The following is a 20,233-nucleotide window of genomic DNA, read 5'->3' on the forward strand; positions in this document are numbered from 1 at the left end:
TTTTAGCAATTAACTGAAAACTATGGGAAAAATCGATTGGTGCTTAATTGGCATTAAAACGGTGTCGGATTGTTTCTTTTTTTATGGATTTAATATCGGTATATTAGCGAAAATTTTCGTTGAGAGGTGAACACGATGACCAAACTAGTTAACTCATTTTTGCTTATAGCTGCGCTTTTTACTGCAACTGCTTTTGCCAGTGAAGACCGCTCGCCTAAGCAACTATTAGAATCAGTCACAGCAGATTTATTTGTTGATATCGCAAATGTAAATGCAAAAGGCGATGCAAGCTCAGAAGCAATGGCGAACATTGTAGAAAAACGCTTATTGCCGCACATGGATATTAAGTTTGTATCGTATAAGCTTTTAGGTAAGCACATTAAAGGCCTACGCCGTGACCAAGCCGTTGATTTTATTGCTGCGGTTGAGCATTACTTAACAGTAACTTATGCCGGCGCACTAATGAAATACACAGGCCAAAAAGTTATTTTTGATCAATCACAACTCATCGACGATGGTTATGCAACAGTTAAAACGCAAATTGTTGATGACAATGCGCCAGCCATCGATTTGCACTTTAAATTACGCCAAGGCAAAGATAAGCAGTGGAAAGTATACGATATTGTTGCTGAAGGCATTTCACTGTTAAGCGCGAAGCAAAAAGAAGTTTTACAGCGCATCAGCCAAGTTGGCATTGATGAAGTGACACACGAATTAGCAAGTAAGTAAGTTATCTTAAAGCTCGATTACCTTCACCTCATCGAGCATTTTAGCTACTTTCAGTCTCCAACCAAGCAGTGAGTACCGTCCATGTGCCGCTGCTTTTCTATTTTCTTTAAAAATCACCTACTTTGCGCTAGCACCTGTAACCCTCTGTGGTAGAATCATGCTACTTTTCTTGTTTACCAAAGTATCTGTTCAGATACTGTGTTATTGGTCGCAATATTAAGCAAACTGTCAGTTAAATTTTGCTATAACTAGTTGCTTAATAAGACATCGAATAATGTGCAGCGGAGTTGTGTTTTTTTAATGGAAAATGTACTGATTTGGCCAAAGGAATACCCGTTACTAATCAAAGGATTAGCTGAGCAAAACGGGGCCTATATTTTAGATGCTTTAGAAGCTTGGCCGGCATGTCGTTCTACTAATGAAGATGACGGTGTGTGTACGACGGTTCTTCCGCCTATTTACTACCTTACTTGGTTGACTCCTCTTGAACCGTTTGAAGAGTGTTATTTCCAACATATTTCTGAGTTTGATGAAGCTGCGTTGCATTATATTAATGCTATGAAAACGCATTTCTTAGAAAACGACTACACCCCTGAAAGTCTTGTTTTAATGTTATGCCAGCGCTTAGAGAAGTACGCTAGCGCATTTGCTCAATCGGCCGTTAAAACCCCTATAACTCTCATCCATCAGTTATTCAATCGTCGCTATTTTACTGTGATTGAGCATGTACTTAATCACGGTGCGAAAATGTCTGCGGACGATGTATTAGAGCTGTGGACCGAAGTTGACTTTAGAGAGCGTTTTAGTGGTTTTATTCCAGATTCTGTGGCTGATCTTGAGCCATTAACAGCGCTTGCGGCTGAAAAAGTTGCTCACGGTGAAGATTACTTCACCTTACTAAAACTTGTATCACCTGATGTTGATTCAGCATCGTTACTTGAACAAGCTTTACTTGCCCACTTAAGCCACGAAAATGCTAAACAAACTATGGCAAAGCGTTTCATTGAGCAAGGCGCAACAGGTGCTTTAGCTGACGAAAACGGTAAAACAGCGTTTATGTGGGCTACTGAAAAAGGCTATGTGAATGTTGTTGAGACAATACTTGAACATCAAGATAAGAAGGCCCAAGACAACAAAGGGAATACAGCATTACATTACGCTGTATTAGCCGAGAATGGACCTTTACTGGTGTTGCTTTTAAAAGCGGGCTATGACTTTAGAGTCCGTAACAACGACGGTCTAAGTTGCTACCGACTAGCAGTTAGCATTAAAGCGGATAACTTAGTAAAGTGCCTTGAGCATGACTTTGGCATTAAAGAGCTTTCGCCAGAAGGGCAGTTTGATCGCGTTAAAAAAGTGCACTTACTACATGCGATTGTAACTGTGTTACTACCTGTGCAGTTGTTCTTCTTTTTTGACGATAGCATTGCTATTAAAAGTGAGTTAACGCTGAGCTTTACGTTGGTTTCGATCTTATGCTTTTTCTTTGCCACAAGCTTGAAACGCTGTGCGCTTTACCCGCATATTCGCCATCCATGGGGGCTGTTTATTTTAAGGCTGTTCTCATTATTTAGCTTAATTGGTCAAGTGGGTCTGGCAAGTATTGTCGCACTAGCCACCTTAGCAGAGTTGGTGTGAACGCATAAAAACTATATAAAGTGACATGAAAAAAACGGCAACCTAGGTTGCCGTTTTTGTTTCATTTTTTGATAAACGAATCGGTATTATTTATCGTGTTCATGAGCGGCTTTTTCTTCGGCCAGCTCTTCTTTTAATTTGCGTATCTTAAGGCCAAGCTCTTGTCCGCGATGGCGAGCATAATAAGTGCAGCCAATAAACATCAGACTCGCAAAGATTAACTCAAGTAATACCCAAATTAGCTGTTCTTGTGCGACCCACAGTAATGTAAAACCATGGATGAAATAGAACATCACGATAAAGTTCGCCCAAGCGTAGGTATAAGGCTTATCTTGAATAATGCCCTTAAGCGGTAACAGTAGAGGCAGTATATAAACAACAAAGATAAAGGCGTTACTGTGGCCTTCTCTTGGGGCAATTAAAAACAGCCAAATTGGCATTAAAACTAATAAGCCGACATAACCAATCAGTGCAAAACGTTGGAATCGTTTTGTAATTGGTTTTTTGGCAACAGGCTGATTTAGCTCAGGTTCCAAGCTCATTTTAATTTACTCGCAATCAGTGCTAAGCGTTTTCCAACGCTTTGGCAAATTTTAATTTCGTCTTTACTTAACACATTGCTGTTATTGCTACCGGCCACATGACTCGCGCCGTACGGCGTACCGCCGGTTTCAGTTGCTAATAACTCAGGTACCTCATAAGGCACGCCAAGCAACATCATGCCGTGATGTAACAACGGCAGTGATAGATTCAACAAGGTAGCTTCGTTACCACCGTGCATACTGCTTGATGACGAAAAAACGCAAGCAGGTTTATCTATCAGCTGACCTTTAAGCCACAGATCACTGGTGGTCTCCCAAAAGCTCTTAGCTTGTGAGGCCATCATGCCAAATCGAGTAGGGGTGCCAAAGGCTAAGCCATCACAATTAATTAGATCATCTTTGCTGATCACAATATCGTGTGGCTGGCGCTTAACAAACGTGCGCAATAAGGCAGTTGCACCTTGTTGCTCAATCGACTCGGCTATCTCATGAGCCATTGCTTCTACAGAGCCATGGCTTGAGTGGTATAGCACAACAATGTTTATAGCCATTAAAGTACGCTTAATACGTTTTCTGGTGGACGACCTAGAGCAGCTTTGCCGTTATTTTCAACAATTGGGCGCTCGATTAGTTTTGGATTGGCAGCCATTGCAGCAATTAATTTGTCTTCGTTTTGTTCGTTTTTAAGCTCAAGCTCTTTGTAGATGTCTTCTTTAGTACGCATTAATTCACGCGCTGAAGTAAAGCCCAGTTGGCTAATTAAAGTCGAGATTTGTTGTTCATTAAGCGGTGTTTTTAGGTATTCAACAACACTTGGTTGTACGTTATTGCTTTCTAATAGGGCAAGTGTTTCACGCGATTTTGAACAACGTGGATTATGATAAATAGTCACAGACATAGTGTGTTCTCACATTTAATAATTTGGCTTATTTTAGGGCAAGCGCCGCGAGACTTAAAGTCTCGCAAGCTCTTTTTGTAATTGGCGGTATTGTGTAAGTAGGGCTTTTAAACGTTGTTGTTTAACTAGCTCTTCAGGCTCAACAAAGTTTAGTGCTTTTTGAATTTCATCAGCTGCTTTTAAATAAGCGCCATATTGGGCAAGCACATCGGCATGCGCTTCATGGTAGGAAGCCATATTTTCTTGCTTTTTATAGACATCAGCAATGAGCTCTTTGGCAAGATTGTTCTCAGGTTTTGCTAATAAATAAGATTTTAAGATACGTTCAGCAAGGTCAAATTGTTTAGCTTCAATAGCGGCATTTGCATAGTTTAAGGCAATCACCTGATTGTTTGGTCTATCGATATCTAGCTTAGCTAAAAACTCTACTGCTTCATTCGCTTTACCTTGCGCAATGAGTAAGTCTGTGTGGGTATCAATATAAAATAAGTTCTTTGGATCTTGCTCAAGCAATGGATTCAAAATGCTGGCTGCTTCATCAAGCTTTTTTTGGTCCAACAAGCTAATACCCAAGCCATATTTAAGTGCAGTGTCGTTATGAACGGTATTTTCACGCATTAATTTACGAAATAAATCTTCTGCAGCTTTTGACTTTTGCTGATATCGAGCAATTACACGGCTCTTAGCTAGGTTAAACTCTAGGCTGTCGGAGTAGTGTCGTTTTGGATACTGCTCGGCACGTAAGCGTACATCAGAAACACGGCTTTCAGGCAATGGGTGAGTTAGCAAAAAGGCTGGCGGCTTATACTTGTAGCGAATTTGTGCAGCAAGTTTAGTTAAAAACTCACTCGATTGGCGAGGATCAAACCCTGCATTATTTAAGGTCTGCATACCAATACGGTCTGCCTCTTGTTCAGCAGCACGACTATGAGTTAATTGACTAAACGCCGCTTGTGTCTGGTTTGCTGAGATAATTGCAATGCCAGCGTCAGGTGCAACAACGGTAGCTAAAATACCCGCAATCATACCTGCTATAGTTAACGCGCTGTTATCTTGCTGTTGTTGAATACGGCGGGCTAAATGGCGCTGTGTTACGTGAGCTATTTCGTGCCCAAGTACTGAGGCAAATTGGCTTTCGTTATCGGCTTGTGCGATAAGACCCGTATGCACACCCACATGGCCACCATAAAAGGCAAAAGCATTAATTTCAGCGTTGTTTAACCAGAAAAATGAAAATGGGAAACGCACATCGTTGGCGTTTGCGACTAAACGACGGCCCAAAGTGGTCAGGTACTCATCAAGAACAGGATCACTTACAACGGGTGATGAGCCACGAATTTGCATCATCATCACTTCACCGATCGCTTGCTCTTTTTCAATCGGCAAAGCCTGTAAAGCTGAGGTCCCTAAATCGGGCAGCTTAAAGTTTGTTTGTGCCTTCAACGGCTCACTATGCAGTATTGAAAACGTCAGTAATGCACTGCACAGTGTAATAAAGGCTGATTTTAGTCGCATCTTATTCCTTGTTGATTTGCTCACCTAACATGACTTTTGCTAAGTCTATTTCGTCGCTGCATGCTCGGCTGTCTTTTTCGCACAATTGATAGAAATCTTTTATTGTGACTCCATCTAGCTTAACAACGTTCAACTCTCGTTGTAAAAAAGTTATGATTTTATGCGCTACTTTATGGGCATGAAGAATTAAAGCTTTGTCAGCTTTATCGCCTCTTTCAAAGTAAAAAGCGATGAATTTATGAAGCTGGTTAAAGCGAATAAGGTTTTTCATGGTGTGCGGGTCCCACACCTTAAACTCCATAAAGCGATTGTCTTTGATGTATTGGTCTACCATAACATCTTTAGCATAAGGGTAGGCCCATAATTCGAAACCTCGGTCCGTAAAGCTTTGATGCAAAGCAATGCGCGGTTTTTGCTTACAAACAATTTCGCCCATGTCGGTTTCATGACCACCTAATAAATCAAGGTTCCAGTTGCGTGGATCAATTAATTGTTTAACGGCATTATCAAAACCGTGGTCTAAAATCCCTTCAGATTCGCTAACCGATGATGCCACCATGTGATAAAAAGGCGGCAGCTCGCCCCAGTTTATTTGTTTTTTATACCAGTTTATCTCTTTAAGAGTTGGATTCGCAGGTAATTGCGCTTTATTATGCGAGCCAGGCATGGAGTTTCCTTTACTACCAGTTATAGATTAAGGATAAACTATTGTTTTGCGTGTTTTAAGAAAAAAATGAGTTGTTTCTCATTATAAAGACTTATTTTCGCAAACGGCCTACACCTTATACTTATTATTCATATTAATAACGCAGTTGATTCGCTATGTTAACGGTTGATTTAAGAGGCTATAAGTGCCCTCAACAATTTATTCAGTTTAAATTAGGGTTGAATAAGGCAACATCAATTAAACAACCCGTGACTTTTACATTTAATGCTGCTGAGGCAACGGACGATATGCAGCGATTTTTAGAAAAAAATCATTACCATTTTAAAATTGACCTAGAATTAGGTGTGCTAACAGTGGAGCCCATTCGTGTTTGAGTATGTAAAAGCGTGGTACGAAAATAAATTTTCTGATCCCCATTCAGTAACTTTGTTGTTACTGCTTATTGCAACCTTTGCATTTTTCTACTTTTTTGGTTCGTTAATCGTGCCAGTTTTAGTTGCCTTGGTGATTGCCTATTTACTTGATTGGCCTGTTGCTCACTTAGAAAAGCTGGGTTTAAAGAGGTTTACCGCAACGATTCTTGTTATGTTGGTATTCAGTGGCTTGATGATCATGATTATTGTCGGCATGGGGCCCGTGCTTTGGCAGCAAACTAGTAATCTAGTTCAAGAAACCCCTTACATGATTGAAAAAGGTAAAGCGCTGCTTTTACATCTTCCTGAAGATTACCCAAGTTTGATTACTGAAGATCAGGTTAAATCAATTGTTACCAGTGTAGAGACCAAAGCGATTGAGTTTGGTCAGTTGGTGCTATCGGTGTCATTAACTTCGATTAAAGATGTGGCAGCTTGGCTGATTTATCTGATCTTAGTGCCGCTCCTGGTGTTCTTTATGCTTAAAGATAAATTGGAACTCACACAAAGTGCTGAGCGTTTATTGCCTAAGCAACGCCGCTTGATCATTCAAGTATGGCAAGAAATGAATCAGCAAATCATGAATTATATTCGCGGTAAGGTATTTGAGATTTTAATTGTTGGTACTGCATCTTTTATCGCTTTTGCAGTGCTTGACCTTCGCTATGCGGCTTTACTCGGCGTGTTAGTAGGCTTGTCGGTGCTTATTCCATTTGTTGGGGCGGCATTGGTGACCATTCCAGTTGCTGCGGTGGCGTTATTTCAATTTGGTTTAGAAACACAATTTTGGACCATTTTAATCATTTATGGCGTGATCCAAGCTCTTGATGGCAATGTGTTAGTGCCGTTACTGTTCTCTGAAGCGGTCGATTTAAACCCAGTGTTTATTATCGTTGCAGTACTGTTTTTTGGCGGCTTATGGGGCTTTTGGGGGGTGTTCTTCGCAATACCGCTGGCTTCATTAGTAAAAGCGCTTATAAATGCCTGGTCTTCTAAGCAGGTTGAGCTAATAGAAAGTTAGCTTAGTCTTAAAAAGTATAGAAAACGCACTTTACTGGCTAATTGATTATTATAATTTAGCCGTGAAAAATGTAAAATAGGTTATAAGATATATCTTTTAGTAATATGGTGCGTTTTACATGGCAAATTTTTACCTTCCTGACGATGCTAATCAGCAAATTTATTTAGATGCGAATGCAACGACTCCTGTACTTCCTGAAATTGCCGATGTGGTTTCGCACACGATGCAAGTTTGTTTTGGTAATCCATCAAGTTCTCATATTACGGGTATTCAAGCAAAACACTTATTAGAACAAACGCGTAACAAAGCACGTGAAGTCATTGGCGCAACCGATGGTGATATTTTATTTACCTCTGGTGCAACAGAAGGTATTCAAACAGCGGTTGTTTCAACACTTATTGCTGCAAAAAGTCATCAAATCGAGAATCCGGTATTACTTTATGGGGCAACAGAACATAAAGCGGTGCCAAATACCCTAAAACATTGGAACAGCGTGCTTGATATAAACGCACAGGTATTAGCTATTCCAGTAGATAAAAACGGTATTTTAGACCTCGAGTTTATTCGTAAACATGCTGCGAATGCACTGATGATCTGTACTATGGCAGTAAACAACGAAACCGGTGTATTCCAAGATTTAAGCGCTATTGAGCAAGTCATTCGTAGTGAAAACACCCATGTGGCTTGGATGGTTGACTGCGTACAGGCATTAGGTAAAACCAACTTAGCGCTAAGCCAAACAACCATTGATTACGCTCCATTCTCTGGCCATAAATTGTATGCCCCTAAAGGTATTGGCGTACTTTATATTCGTAAAGGCAGTGCGTATACACCATTTATTGCTGGTGGCGGCCAAGAAAGCGGTATGCGATCTGGTACAGAAAATTTACCGGGCATTGCCGGTTTAAATAAGTTGTTCTCGTTATTACTTGATAAACAAAACCAAACATTCAAGCCAATTGAGCAGCTACATGCTTTTCGCGAGCAATTATTAGCTGCATTAACAGACACCTTTGGCAGCATCACGTTTAATCACAGTTTCGAGCATTCAGTGCCAACAACATTAAACTTTGCTGTGAACGAATTAACCAGTAAAGAAGTGATGGACTTATTTGATGCGGCGGGTATCCGTGTTAGTGGCGGTTCTGCATGTAGCTCAGGCGCAAATCGTAGTTTTGTTTTAGATGCGATGGGAGCCAGTGATTGGCAAAGTGAAAACGCGATACGTATGTCGTTTGGCCCTGCTGTGAATCAGCAAGAGATTGACTTTGCTTGCGATAAAATCCGTTCTTTAAAGCCGATTCTTGAAGCAAACTGCTTAGTTGTATCTGATAGTACATCGCCTCAACACGAAGTGTGTGCGATTGGCTTAACACAGCTACGTCATCAAGCCGCGTGCTGTTGGCTATATGTAGACAGCGATAAAAACGCAGTGGTGATTGATCCTATTATCGAGCTTATTCCGCGTATGGCGAAAATTGTCGCGACACAAGGTCTATCAGTAAAAGCGATTTTAGATACCCATAATCACCAAGAGCGTTTATCGGCTCGTTGTTTATTATCAAAAGAGCTCGCAGAACGTTTTGTTGCTAATGAAATAGATGAACTTGGCTGGCCTAAAGACTCAGCAACCATCGAATTAAGCGATGCACGCTTAACTAAAGTAGCGACACCGGGTCATAGTGACGATAGTGTTAGCTATTTATTGTCAGATACACAAAGCGGTGATATCAGCTATTGCTTCTGTGGCGATTTAATCTTACCAGGTGGCTTAGGTAACACAGCAATTAGCGGTGGCGATGCTGCAAAAATGGCTCAGTCATTAAAACAGCTTGCTATGGCAGTACAAGATTCTACGGTAATTTGTTCAGGGCATGATTATCAGCAATGTTTTGCAATGGATTGGCATGCGCAAAAGACAACGGCGCCGTTATTAGCAAAACTATTAAATGAACAAGTATCAGATGATGAGTTTGTTGAATTAAAGCAACAAGCGGATGAGCAAAAGCATACTGTAAGTCATTCTCTATGTGGCTATGTTGAAACACTTGAAAGTGCACCAATGAAACAGCTTGCTGCAAGTGATGCTAAAGTAATGCTAAACGATAAAGCCACTTACTTAATTGATACTCGCGAACCGTATGAACATGGTGCGAATAATTTGGCTGAAATATTCACAGTTGCTGATAGCAAAGTGATCAACATTCCACTGAGCCGTATGGCAAACGCCATCGTGCAAGGGCAGCTTGATAAAGACCATAGCTACATTTTGGTTTGCCGAAGTGGTAATCGTTCTAAACAAGCGGCAAATAATTTGTCGCAGTTAGGGTTTGAAAACGTTTATAACTTAAATGGCGGTTTAGCATTGCTTTAATGTTTTGTGAGTACATATAAATTAGTCATTAAAAAAGCCGCTATCGAGCGGCTTTTTCGTAACTTGTATAAACTAGGCCGTTGTAGGGCCTGAGCTTTCCCGTACCACTAATGAAGGGGTAAAGGTCGTGATGATGTCTTTATCTTGATTACGTGCGCCACGGGTTTTTCTAAACAGTAAACGCGCTGCATGCTGCGAAATCACATCATTCGCCTGATGGGCTGTAGTGAGTTTAGGCCAAGTCTGACGAGAGAACGGTGAGTCCTCGAAGCCGGTGATTGATAACTGCTGTGGAATTTCAATTCCCATTAAGCGTGAGGCGAATAACGCGCCAGCTGCCATTTCATCGTTACCGCCAAGAAGGGCAGTTATGTTTTTCGGGTTATTCTCACCTAATAATGCTTTTGCACCTTCTACACCTGATTCGAAAGAATACTGGCCTTCGTAGATCAGCTCATCATTCATCGAGATGCTGTGATCTTTTAATGCAGCCTGGTAACCCTCTAAGCGTTCAGTTGTTGATTTATGCTCTTTGTCACCACATAAAAAACCAATGTTTTTGTGGCCAAGGGAGAGTAGGTGAGAAGTAATTTCGTACGCAGCGGCGTAGTCGTTCACATAGATACAAGTGTCTTGATCTTCTTCTGTAGGGTGACCCGAGAGTACGCGTACATAATGGATGCCCATTTCATCAAGCATATCGATAATGCTATTTTGCTCTGACAGCGGTGGCGTTAATACAAGGCCTGCTAAGCGAGAGCGCTTGATCATGGTTTTAAAGTCTTCTTCCATGTTGCCATCAAGGTAGTTACATGGATGAATCACCAGCTCATAGCCTTCTTCTTTACAGCGCGACAACACACCATTTTGCATATCGATGACATAATAAGCATTCGGGTTGTCATAAACTAAACCAACAGTAAAAGACGATGTGCCTGCTAGGTTACGAGCTGCAAGGTTTGGTTGATAGTTCAACGTGTTAACAGCGTCCATCACTATGTCGTACGTTTTTTTTCTGACCGATGGCTCTTTATTAATTACTCGCGATACGGTTTTCATTGAAACACCAGCGAGCTTGGCTACATCATTTATGGTTACTTTCATACTGTTACTTTATAGTTAGTTATATTTGTATTATAATAATATCGAAAAGTGTTCACCAGAGCGCTTTTTCTTAATAGGTACATTAATATTTAATATAAGTTGGTTAGTGTATCTAATGTTCTACCAAATTAGCAGTAAAATAATTGAGATAATTTTTATGATACCGGTGTCAAAAGAGAAAAATTGCGCTATTATCTCGACTATAAAATGTAAAAGTAGAACATTGACAGCGTTGTTATTTTAACTTAGTGTTAATTTTCATCGTATTTTTAATTGCTGTCTTTATTCAACATTAATAAAAAGATAGTTAAAAATCAGTTTGTTGCAAGTTTTGAGGGGATTATATATATGAGCAGCCGTTCGCAATTAGCTAGTTGGCAAGCACTATCTGAAAGTGCCAAGAAGATGAAACAAATTCATCTTAAAGATTTATTTGCCAAAGATAGCACGCGTTTCGAGCAATTCTCTGCTCAGATCCCAGGTGTATTATTCGATTACTCAAAACAACAAATTGATAAAACTGTTTTTGAACAATTAATTGCTTTAGCGAAAGAGTGCGATATCAGCGCATGGCGCGACAAGATGTTCAGTGGTGAGAAAATTAACATTACTGAAGACCGTGCTGTACTTTATACTGCTTTACGTAACCGCGCTAACACAGCTGTAATGGTTGATGGTGAAAACGTAACAGACGCTGTTAACGCTGAGCTTGCTAAAATGAAAGCCTTTGTTGGCAAAGTACGCAGTGGCGAGTGGTTAGGCTACACAGGTAAAGCTGTAAAAGATGTTGTTGCTATTGGTGTAGGTGGTTCAAACCTTGGTCCGCAAATGGCAACCGAAGCACTTGCTGCTTATGCTGACGACACATTAAATGTTCACTATGTATCAAATGTTGATGGTGTTCAAATTGCATCTGTTTTACAGGGGTTAGATGTTGAGACAACATTATTTGTTATCTCATCTAAAACATTTACAACCTCAGAAACCATGACTAACGCTAAATCGGCTGTTGAGTGGTTTTTACAAACAGCACAAGCGCAAGAACATATTGCTAAGCACTTTGTAGCTGTAAGCACCAATTTAGAAAAAACAGCGGCATTTGGTATTGCTGATGAAAACGTATTCACAATGTGGGATTGGGTAGGCGGTCGCTTTTCTTTATGGAGTGCGATAGGATTACCAATCGCCCTGTACCTAGGCTTCGACACGTTCGAAGAGATCCTAGAAGGTGCGTTTGAAATTGATGAGCATTTTAAAAATGCTGAATTTGAAAATAACGTACCATTGTTAATGGCGCTTTTAAGTGTTTGGAACACTAGCTTTTTAGGTTATACGGCACAAGCTATTTTACCGTATGACCAAGCACTACACATGTTACCTGCGTATTTACAGCAAGGTGAGATGGAAAGTAACGGTAAACACGTTACTTTTGCTGGTGAAACGGTTCCTTACACGACGGTTCCAATTATTTGGGGGATGACAGGTATTAATGGCCAACATGCTTTTTACCAATGTCTGCACCAAGGTAATGTAATTGTACCTGCTGACTTTATTGCCTCAATTGAGCCGCAAGTCAATGTTGGTAAGCACCATGATATTTTATTATCAAACTTCTTTGCACAAACCGAAGCGATGATGGCTGGTGTTGATGCAGAGCAAGTAACTGCAGATTTAACCGCAAAAGGTAAATCTGAAGCAGAAATTGCAGAATTATTGAATCATAAGATTCACCAAGGCAATCGCCCAACAACGTCAATGTTGTTAGATAAAGTTGATGCGAAAACGGTAGGACGTTTAATTGCGCTTTATGAGCACAAGATCTTCTGCCAAGGCATTATCTTAGAAATCTGTTCATTTGACCAATGGGGTGTAGAGCTAGGTAAGGGACTTGCCTCTAAAATTGAAGCTGAATTATTTGATGACGAAGTAAGTCATCCACACGACAGCTCAACCAACGGACTGATCGCTTACTATAAAACACATCGTAAGCAGTAATAGATTCGCAGCAACAGCTGCAAACCGAATACCTTTGAACGGGTAGCGCTGGAGTTCTTAGGGCCTGTATTTTTGTGAGAGGATTTACAGAGCCCCTAAGACTCATTTACTTCAGCCAACATAAGAATAATGAGTAAACTACTTACAACAAATTCAACAGGCTTTGTTAAAGGGATCATCTAACACAGCCAATCAACCAGATAACAACACGCACTGCCATACTGCATGAGTCGATTAACATGGCATTGCCAATGTAGAGAGTGATATATGTTAAATCCATTTGATATCGTAATTTTTGGGGGCGGCGGTGATCTTGCGTTACGTAAGTTACTTCCTGCAATGTATCGCGCTTATCAAGAGGGCAACCTTCCTCAAGGTTCTCGTATCCTTCCTACGGTACGTGAAGAAAGCAAACGCAAAGAATACATCGAAACAGCACATAAAGCGTTACAAGACTTTTTAGGTAAAGGTGAGTACAACGCAAAAGATTGGAAAGCATTTTCAGCTTATCTTGTGCCGGTTGTAACGAATGTAACCGAAGCCGATGATGACTGGGATAAACTAAAAGATATCCTTGATGAACACGATGCTGATAAGTCTCGTGTTTTTTACCTTTCATTACCACCTGCAGTGTACGGTAGCTGTTGTGAAATCTTATCTAAGAAAGGTCTGATCACAGAAACGTCACGCGTTGTTGTTGAAAAACCGATTGGTTACTGTGGTGAATCTGCTGAAGCAATCAATGCAAAAATTGCTGAATACTTCAAAGAAGAGCAAGTATTCCGTATTGACCATTACTTAGGTAAAGAAACAGTACAAAACTTAATGGCACTGCGTTTTTCAAACTCACTGTTTGAAAACCTTTGGGATGCTAAATCAATCGATAACATCCAAATCAGCTTATCTGAAACTGTGGGCCTAGAAAGCCGCGCTGGTTTCTACGATAAAGCGGGTGCATTACGCGATATGGTACAAAACCACTTGTTACAATTACTTTGCTTAGTGGCAATGGAATCACCAAACAAATTAAACGCGAACAGCATCCGTACTGAAAAATTAAAAGTACTTGAGTCGTTACGTCCGTTAGTGGCTGAAGATGTTGATGCAAACATTGTACGTGGTCAGTATGTACCAGGTAACTTAGACGGTAAAATCGTCCCAGGTTACTTAGAAGAATTAAACGAAGGTGCGAGCAAAACAGAAACTTTTGTTGCTATTCGTGCGCACATCGATAACTGGCGTTGGGCAGGTGTTCCTTTCTATCTTCGTACTGGTAAACGTATGAAAAAGCGTTGTGCTGAAATCGTTGTTGAATACAAAAAAGTATCTCACAACGTTTATACCGACAACGTAGGTAACATTGAGCCAAATCGTCTTGTTATTCGTCTGCAACCAGAAGAAACAATTCAATTAACACTGATGTCTAAGCGCCTTGATAACCTTGAGATGCAATTAGAACCAGTAACCATGAACATTGAGTTATCGCAAGCGTACAGTAATGGTTTCCATTCAGATGCTTACAAGCGCTTAATGTTAGATGCCGCAGCAAATAACCCATCACTGTTTATTCACCGTGATGAAGTGCGTCAAGCATGGAAATGGATTGACCCAATCATTGAGCGTTGGCAAGAAAAAGGTGCACCATCGTTATACCGAGCTGGTACATGGGGCCCTGAAGATGCAGATGAGCTTTTAGAAGAAAACAACCACGTTTGGTTTAACACAGGCGATAAGGCGTAATTAAGATGGCAACAATTGTTGAAAAATTCTTTGCAAACAAAGACGAATTAACAGCTGAGCTTTCTTCAAGCCTTGAACAAAGCCTTGTTGCTGGTATTAAAGAAGATGGTCGTGCGGTACTAATGGTATCGGGTGGCTCATCGCCAGCACCTGCTTATAAGCACTTATCGAACCTTGAACTTGATTGGGCAAACATTGATGTTGCTATGGTTGATGAGCGTTGGGTTGATGCTGATCATGAAAAAAGTAATGAAGCATTTATCAAAAGCACGCTATTACAAAACCATGGTGCAGCAGCTAATTTCGTAACAATGAAAAATGATGCATTAACGGCACAAAATGGTGTAGCTGAATGTGAAGCTGCATACAAAGCATTAAAGCGTCCTTTTGATGTGACAATTTTAGGCATGGGTCCAGATGGTCATACGGCTTCTCTTTTCCCTCATGCCGAAGGTCTTGAACACGGTCTTGCGACAGATGATTTAGTATGTGCAATTAACGCTATTGAAAGCGATGTAACAGGTAAAATCACTGAGCGTATGACGTTAACTTTATCTGCGATTGCAGATTCTAAAGTTGTGAAGCTTTTAATTAGCGGTGAAGAAAAACTGGCTGTTTACAAGCAAGCGAAAGAGGGCGGTGCAGTTGCTGACATGCCTTTACGTGCAGTATTGAATCACCCACATATCAATATTGAAGTTTATTGGGCGCCTTAATCGCCTGATCAAACTCAATGTCAAAAGCGAGCTATTATGCTCGCTTTTTTGTTTTTAAATTCTCATCTTTAACAAACGATTTTGCATAAATACGCTTTCTTTAAATAGCCCGATAAAGTGTTAGACAAGTACAAAATGGCTCTATATAATTAAAAATGACAACGCTGTTATTGTTATTGGTTATTATTCTCAACATCCCCTTTAACTCATTCTGCCCAGAAAAAGTTAAAAATAATTTGTACATGACAGCGTGCTTTTAGGAATAGGTTAGTTTTTTAAGCTAATTTATTGTTAGATAACAGGTTTTATATAACTTTTAGTTATGGTTAATAAACGCCCAATGGAAACTAAAGCTTACAAAAACACATGTAAATTTTAGCAAATTTCAAAAACTCATCCTTTTGCTCTTTTCATCTGCAATATCACTCATGCTATATTTGCGCCGTTTATTTGTAACAATTCTTAAAAACTCAATATTAAATATTAGTTATATCAATAACTTGATTATTTCGTTGTAAATTTTTTGCACAAATTAACCAAAAAGATGTAGCACAAATGTAATTTAGAGTGTATGGTTTGTTACTAGATGACAGCGTTGTCATCATCACTGGGCAGAAGTGATATAAAAAACCAACAAAATGATTCAAGGGGAATCCTGTGTTAGCTAAAAATTTTAAGAAAAGCTTATTAGCAGTTAATATCGGCCTCGTAATGAGTGCTGGGTTCACTGGCGCTGCATACGCAGCAGATGAAACTAAAGTTCAAGAAGATGTTGAAGTAATTGAAGTTCGCGGTATTCGCCGTTCACTTGAAGCTTCAATGAATACTAAGCGCTTTGCTGACAGCGTTGTCGATGCTGTTTCTGCAGAAGATGTCGGTAAGTTTCCAGATAGTGATGTAGGTGAAGCGCTTGGCCGTATTTCAGGCGTAGCAGTAAACCGCGCGTTTGGTCAAGGTCAGCAAGTGTCCATCCGTGGTGCATCTGCACAGTTAACACGTACTTTACTGAATGGCCACTCAGTTGCTTCAACAGGCTGGTATGATCAACAATCTATCGATAGAAGCTTTAACTACACATTACTTCCACCAGAAATGGTTGGAGGCATTGAGGTTTATAAATCATCTCAGGCGAATCTCGTTGAAGGTGGTATCGGTGGTACGGTAATCGTAAACACTCGTAAGCCTTTAGATCTTGACGCTAATACTCTTTTCGGAAGTGTGAAAGCTGACTACGGCACTATTTCTGAAGAAACAGATCCTGAAATCTCTGGCCTTTATAGCTGGAAAAATGATGAAGAAACCTTTGGTGCACTAGTTTCAGCAGCATTTTCTGAAACAAATTACCAACGTAATGGTATTGAGTCATTAGTTGGTTGGGGTGATATTGTTCCTTCAACATTCCAACAACAACGTGAACGTACTGCTATCAATGCAGCTTTCCAATACCGTCCAACTGATTCTTTAGAATTAGGCCTTAATGTAATGAGCCTAGATCTTTCGGCTGATAACGCGAATACTTCTTTATTTGTCATGTTCCCTGATGATAAAGATGCTGCTTGTGAACAAGTTAATGTAGATGGCACGTGTACTTTCTACCGTCGTTCTGGAGAAGGAGCAAATCCAGGTTGGGCACAAACGTGGGCACGCGCAGGTTCAATGACTTCGGATACGGTTGATTTTGAATTCAAATACGCTGGCGAAAATTTCGAACTTAAAGGTCGAGTGGGTAATACACAATCTGAAGGTGGTACAGATTTAACAGCGAACTATGGTTTCTGGTTAGGTACTCCGGCAGATTATGCAGGCACATACGATGCAACTGGTGATGTAATTGACATTGATGTTGCCAATAAATCGTTTACTCCAGATGACTTCCAAGGGCAACTTTCTTCAGCAGGTTGGGCACTTAAAAAGCAACCTAACACAGATGAAGAGACTTATGCGCAGTTCGACTTAACTATCCCTGTAGATTTCGGTGCTATCACAGCAATCAAAACAGGTTTCCGCTGGGCTGATCACGAAGTTAAGCAAGAAACCTATACTGCAAACTTAGTTGACTCAATCGCTGCATACGATGCGTCTCGCTATTATTCAGGCACTGTTTCTTCAGGTGCAGGATATACACTACCAGAGCCAAACCTAGATCAAATGATTAGTGATGGTTATGCTGCTATTACAAGTTTCGACAATACGTCAATTGCTTATAAGTCTGGTTACGGAACAATTCAAGAAGAAAATATCTCTTTATACGCAATGGCTGATTTTTCGGCAGAAGGGATTCGCGGTAACTTTGGTTTAAGATATGTTTCTACAGATGCTGAGTCAGATTATTATGCTCTTGATGCGAATGGTAGTTATGGTAATGGGTTAAGCACTGAAAAAGCTGATTACAGTGAAGTTTTACCGAGTGTAAACGTAGCGTTTGACTTAACTGAAGACCTGATTTTACGCTTCTCTGCAGCACAAGTTATTTCTCGTGCCAATTATAGCGATATGTTTGCTGCATCATCTCTTTCTGGTTATGAAGATGGTACTGTTGGTAACGAAGTAATTTCTACTGGTAACATTGGACTTGAACCGTTCAAAGCAACCCAAGCTGATTTTGGTATTGAATACTACTTTGATGGTGACGGCATGATTAGCGCGGCTTACTTTATCAAAGATATTTCTTCATTTACAAAAGTCGATCAGATTCTGAATCAAAGCATAGGTATTGTAGATCCAGATTCAGGTGTTGATAATTGGACTGTTGCTACAAAGGGTACTGGTTCTGGCGGTGAGATTAAAGGTATCGAGCTGCAAATTCAAGATGGTTTCGACAGTGGCTTTGGTTATCAAGCGAACTACACTTGGGTTGATTCAGAAGCTCCAGCGGAGAACTTCCCTGACCGTATTGAATTATTCTCTGACTCTTCAGAGCATACGGTTAATTTAGTTGGTTACTATGAAGCAGATTTCTATAGCGTACGTTTAGCGTACAACTGGCGCTCAGAGTATATGGTTCGTGAAGCACCATACTTCTATGGTAATCGCGAGCATCAAGACTACGGTACGCTTGATCTAACAGCTAAGTTTGCTGTGACTGACTACCTAGACTTAACATTTGAAGCGGTTAATATTACTGAAGAAGATAGTATCCAAATTGGTACTGCTACAGGCGATGCTGAGGTTAAACCTGAGCTTCGTAACGGCTACCCAGCATGGAGCTTTGAAGGTGAAGCACGCTACAAGCTAGGTGTATCACTACGTTTCTAATTTGATTTAGATAACGAAATTAAGAAAGCCCAGCTCGCACTGGGCTTTTTTGTGAGTAAAAAGTGGGCGAGTAAAAATGATAAAAAAAATCGCAATTGTTGGTGGCGGAACAGCAGGTTGGTTAGCCGCTAACCATTTGGGTCATGCGCTTTTGCAAAGTGGCATTGAGATCACGTTAATCGAGTCTCCTAATATTGCCAGCATAGGTGTCGGTGAAGGTACTGTTCCTTCGATGCGCAACTCTTTGCAAAAGTTTGGTATCAGTGAAAGTGACTTTATCAATGAATGTGATGTTACTTTTAAGCAGTCAATCAAGTTTGTAAATTGGCTAGATAAACACAAACATGGTGCTAACTTTTACCATCATTTATTTGATCACCCACATATATTCGGTGAGGAGTTAACGCAGCAGTGGCTTGCTGAGGGTAACGGTAATGATTACGCAGACTTTGTTTCTAAACAACATGCGTGTTGTGAAAATAACCTAGCACCGAAAACAATTGCGACACCTCAATATGCAGGTATCAATGGCTATGCCTATCATTTTGATGCTAAAAAGTTTGCTGCTTTCTTAAAAAGCCATGCCACGCAACATTTTGCTGTAAAACACCTGTTTGCAGAAATTAAAGATGTCAGCTGTGATGAGCAAGGTTTTATTACACACCTAATCGACTCAGAAGGTAACGCCTTAGAATTTGACTTTATTATTGATTGCTCCGGTTTTTCGGCTGCCTTTATTGGGCAAAAACTAGGGGTGGGCTTTGTTGATAAGTCAGATAGTTTATTAACTGATACTGCAATCACATTGCAAGTACCGACACAAAGCGATGATGAAATACCGCCTTACACTATTGCTACGGCACACCAAGCTGGTTGGATCTGGGATATTGCGCTCACAGAGCGAAGAGGAGTGGGGTTTGTTTATTCATCTAAGTATATGAGCGATGAGCAAGCACACGCTAAATTGCATCATTATTTAGGTAATAAATTTGAGCACTTAACGCCAAGAAAGATCCCGATGAAAGTAGGGCATAGAGAAAAAATGTGGCACAAAAACTGTGTCGCTATAGGCTTGTCACAAGGGTTTGTTGAGCCACTTGAAGCAACTGCCATCTTAATTGCAGACTTTTCTGCGGGGTTATTAGCAAAGCGTTTTCCGCGTACCCGAGATGACATTAACTTAGTTGCTGGTGATTACAATCAGCAGGTGAATTATGTATGGCAACAAACGTTCGATTTTATAAAAATGCATTACTGTATTTCGGATAGAACTGATTCAGCCTTTTGGCGTGATAACAAAAAAGCCGACCAGTTATCAGAAAAACTAAAAAATAACCTAGCACGCTGGCAGCGCTTTACACCAGTACGCGAAGACTTTGCCAGTAAGTTCGATTTATTCGACTTAGAAAACTACTTATATGTATTGTTTGGTATGCATTATGTACCCACTAAGCAGCAATATAAGCAGAGCGACAATCAACAAGTTGCTAAATTTAAACAGCAGCGCGTCAAGCAGTTATTAAATGAGCTACCTAAGCACAGAGAGCTGTTAAATAAAATTAAGAAATTTGGCTTACAGAAAAACTAACTTTATTAACTGAGCTGGCTAAAAAAGTATTAGTCAGC

General features: G+C 40.3%; 16 protein-coding genes. 10 read left to right on the forward strand and 6 right to left on the reverse strand.

From position 1 onward, the window contains the following. The first annotated feature begins 135 nt into the window (after positions 1–135). A complete protein-coding gene (locus J8Z28_RS06345; protein ID WP_054563598.1) occupies positions 136–729 on the forward strand; it encodes an MlaC/ttg2D family ABC transporter substrate-binding protein in 594 nt (197 codons plus the stop codon). Between the two features lie 300 nt (positions 730–1,029). Then, positions 1,030–2,367: an ankyrin repeat domain-containing protein gene (locus tag J8Z28_RS06350; RefSeq protein WP_054563599.1), complete on the forward strand. Its 1,338-nt coding sequence runs from the start codon at positions 1,030–1,032 to the stop codon at positions 2,365–2,367. A gap of 86 nt (positions 2,368–2,453) precedes the next feature. On the opposite strand, the gene J8Z28_RS06355 is transcribed toward J8Z28_RS06350, so the two are convergent. From J8Z28_RS06355 to J8Z28_RS06375, 5 genes are read right to left on the reverse strand one after another with little or no spacing between them, the layout of a single operon-like run. Continuing rightward, positions 2,454–2,909 carry a DUF2069 domain-containing protein gene (locus J8Z28_RS06355; protein WP_250660104.1) on the reverse strand — a complete coding sequence of 152 codons (456 nt, stop codon included), beginning with the start codon at positions 2,907–2,909 and terminating at the stop codon, positions 2,454–2,456. Next, positions 2,906–3,460, reverse strand: coding sequence for an NAD(P)H:quinone oxidoreductase (wrbA, locus tag J8Z28_RS06360; RefSeq protein WP_138600005.1), 555 nt, complete (start codon positions 3,458–3,460; stop codon positions 2,906–2,908). The genes J8Z28_RS06355 and wrbA overlap by 4 nt, the downstream gene beginning before the upstream one ends. Further along, positions 3,460–3,807 (reverse strand): arsenate reductase (glutaredoxin), encoded by a 348-nt coding sequence (arsC, locus tag J8Z28_RS06365; protein WP_054563602.1) that lies wholly within the window; start codon positions 3,805–3,807, stop codon positions 3,460–3,462. The genes wrbA and arsC overlap by 1 nt, the downstream gene beginning before the upstream one ends. A 54-nt stretch (positions 3,808–3,861) precedes the next feature. Continuing rightward, positions 3,862–5,322, reverse strand: a complete 1,461-nt coding sequence (bepA, locus tag J8Z28_RS06370) for a beta-barrel assembly-enhancing protease (RefSeq protein ID WP_054563603.1) — start codon at positions 5,320–5,322, stop codon at positions 3,862–3,864. A 1-nt stretch (position 5,323) separates the two neighbouring features. Further along, the gene (locus J8Z28_RS06375; protein ID WP_250660105.1) at positions 5,324–5,989 is read right to left on the reverse strand and encodes a hypothetical protein; all 666 of its coding nucleotides are present in this window, start codon (positions 5,987–5,989) and stop codon (positions 5,324–5,326) included. 155 nt (positions 5,990–6,144) lie between these two features. Here J8Z28_RS06375 and J8Z28_RS06380 point away from each other — a divergent pair, with 155 nt between their 5' ends. The 3 genes from J8Z28_RS06380 (at position 6,145) to J8Z28_RS06390 (ending at position 9,797) form a co-directional block, all read left to right on the forward strand. Then, positions 6,145–6,363 (forward strand): sulfurtransferase TusA family protein, encoded by a 219-nt coding sequence (locus J8Z28_RS06380; protein WP_250660106.1) that lies wholly within the window; start codon positions 6,145–6,147, stop codon positions 6,361–6,363. Then, positions 6,356–7,423 carry an AI-2E family transporter gene (locus tag J8Z28_RS06385; RefSeq protein WP_055021923.1) on the forward strand — a complete coding sequence of 356 codons (1,068 nt, stop codon included), beginning with the start codon at positions 6,356–6,358 and terminating at the stop codon, positions 7,421–7,423. The genes J8Z28_RS06380 and J8Z28_RS06385 overlap by 8 nt, the downstream gene beginning before the upstream one ends. Before the next feature lie 118 nt (positions 7,424–7,541). Further along, positions 7,542–9,797, forward strand: coding sequence for an aminotransferase class V-fold PLP-dependent enzyme (locus J8Z28_RS06390; RefSeq protein ID WP_250660107.1), 2,256 nt, complete (start codon positions 7,542–7,544; stop codon positions 9,795–9,797). 72 nt (positions 9,798–9,869) lie between these two features. On the opposite strand, the gene J8Z28_RS06395 is transcribed toward J8Z28_RS06390, so the two are convergent. Beyond that, positions 9,870–10,901, reverse strand: a complete 1,032-nt coding sequence (locus J8Z28_RS06395) for a LacI family DNA-binding transcriptional regulator (RefSeq protein ID WP_250660108.1) — start codon at positions 10,899–10,901, stop codon at positions 9,870–9,872. A 348-nt stretch (positions 10,902–11,249) separates the two neighbouring features. Between J8Z28_RS06395 and pgi the strand changes: the two genes are divergently transcribed. The 5 genes from pgi (at position 11,250) to J8Z28_RS06420 (ending at position 20,195) form a co-directional block, all read left to right on the forward strand. Next, entirely contained in the window at positions 11,250–12,896 is a 1,647-nt protein-coding gene (gene pgi, locus J8Z28_RS06400) for a glucose-6-phosphate isomerase (protein WP_250660109.1), read from the forward strand. A gap of 267 nt (positions 12,897–13,163) precedes the next feature. Next, positions 13,164–14,636, forward strand: coding sequence for a glucose-6-phosphate dehydrogenase (zwf, locus tag J8Z28_RS06405; protein ID WP_054563610.1), 1,473 nt, complete (start codon positions 13,164–13,166; stop codon positions 14,634–14,636). A gap of 5 nt (positions 14,637–14,641) precedes the next feature. Next, positions 14,642–15,352, forward strand: coding sequence for a 6-phosphogluconolactonase (gene pgl, locus J8Z28_RS06410; RefSeq protein WP_054563611.1), 711 nt, complete (start codon positions 14,642–14,644; stop codon positions 15,350–15,352). Between the two features lie 657 nt (positions 15,353–16,009). Further along, on the forward strand, positions 16,010–18,607 hold the full coding sequence (locus J8Z28_RS06415; protein WP_152968941.1) for a TonB-dependent receptor: 2,598 nt from the start codon (positions 16,010–16,012) through the stop codon (positions 18,605–18,607). 76 nt (positions 18,608–18,683) lie between these two features. Continuing rightward, positions 18,684–20,195: a tryptophan halogenase family protein gene (locus tag J8Z28_RS06420; RefSeq protein ID WP_055021919.1), complete on the forward strand. Its 1,512-nt coding sequence runs from the start codon at positions 18,684–18,686 to the stop codon at positions 20,193–20,195. Positions 20,196–20,233: the final 38 nt, after the last annotated feature.

Origin of the sequence: Pseudoalteromonas sp. SCSIO 43088, assembly GCF_023650795.1 — a bacterium.
Lineage (GTDB): Bacteria > Pseudomonadota > Gammaproteobacteria > Enterobacterales > Alteromonadaceae > Pseudoalteromonas > Pseudoalteromonas shioyasakiensis.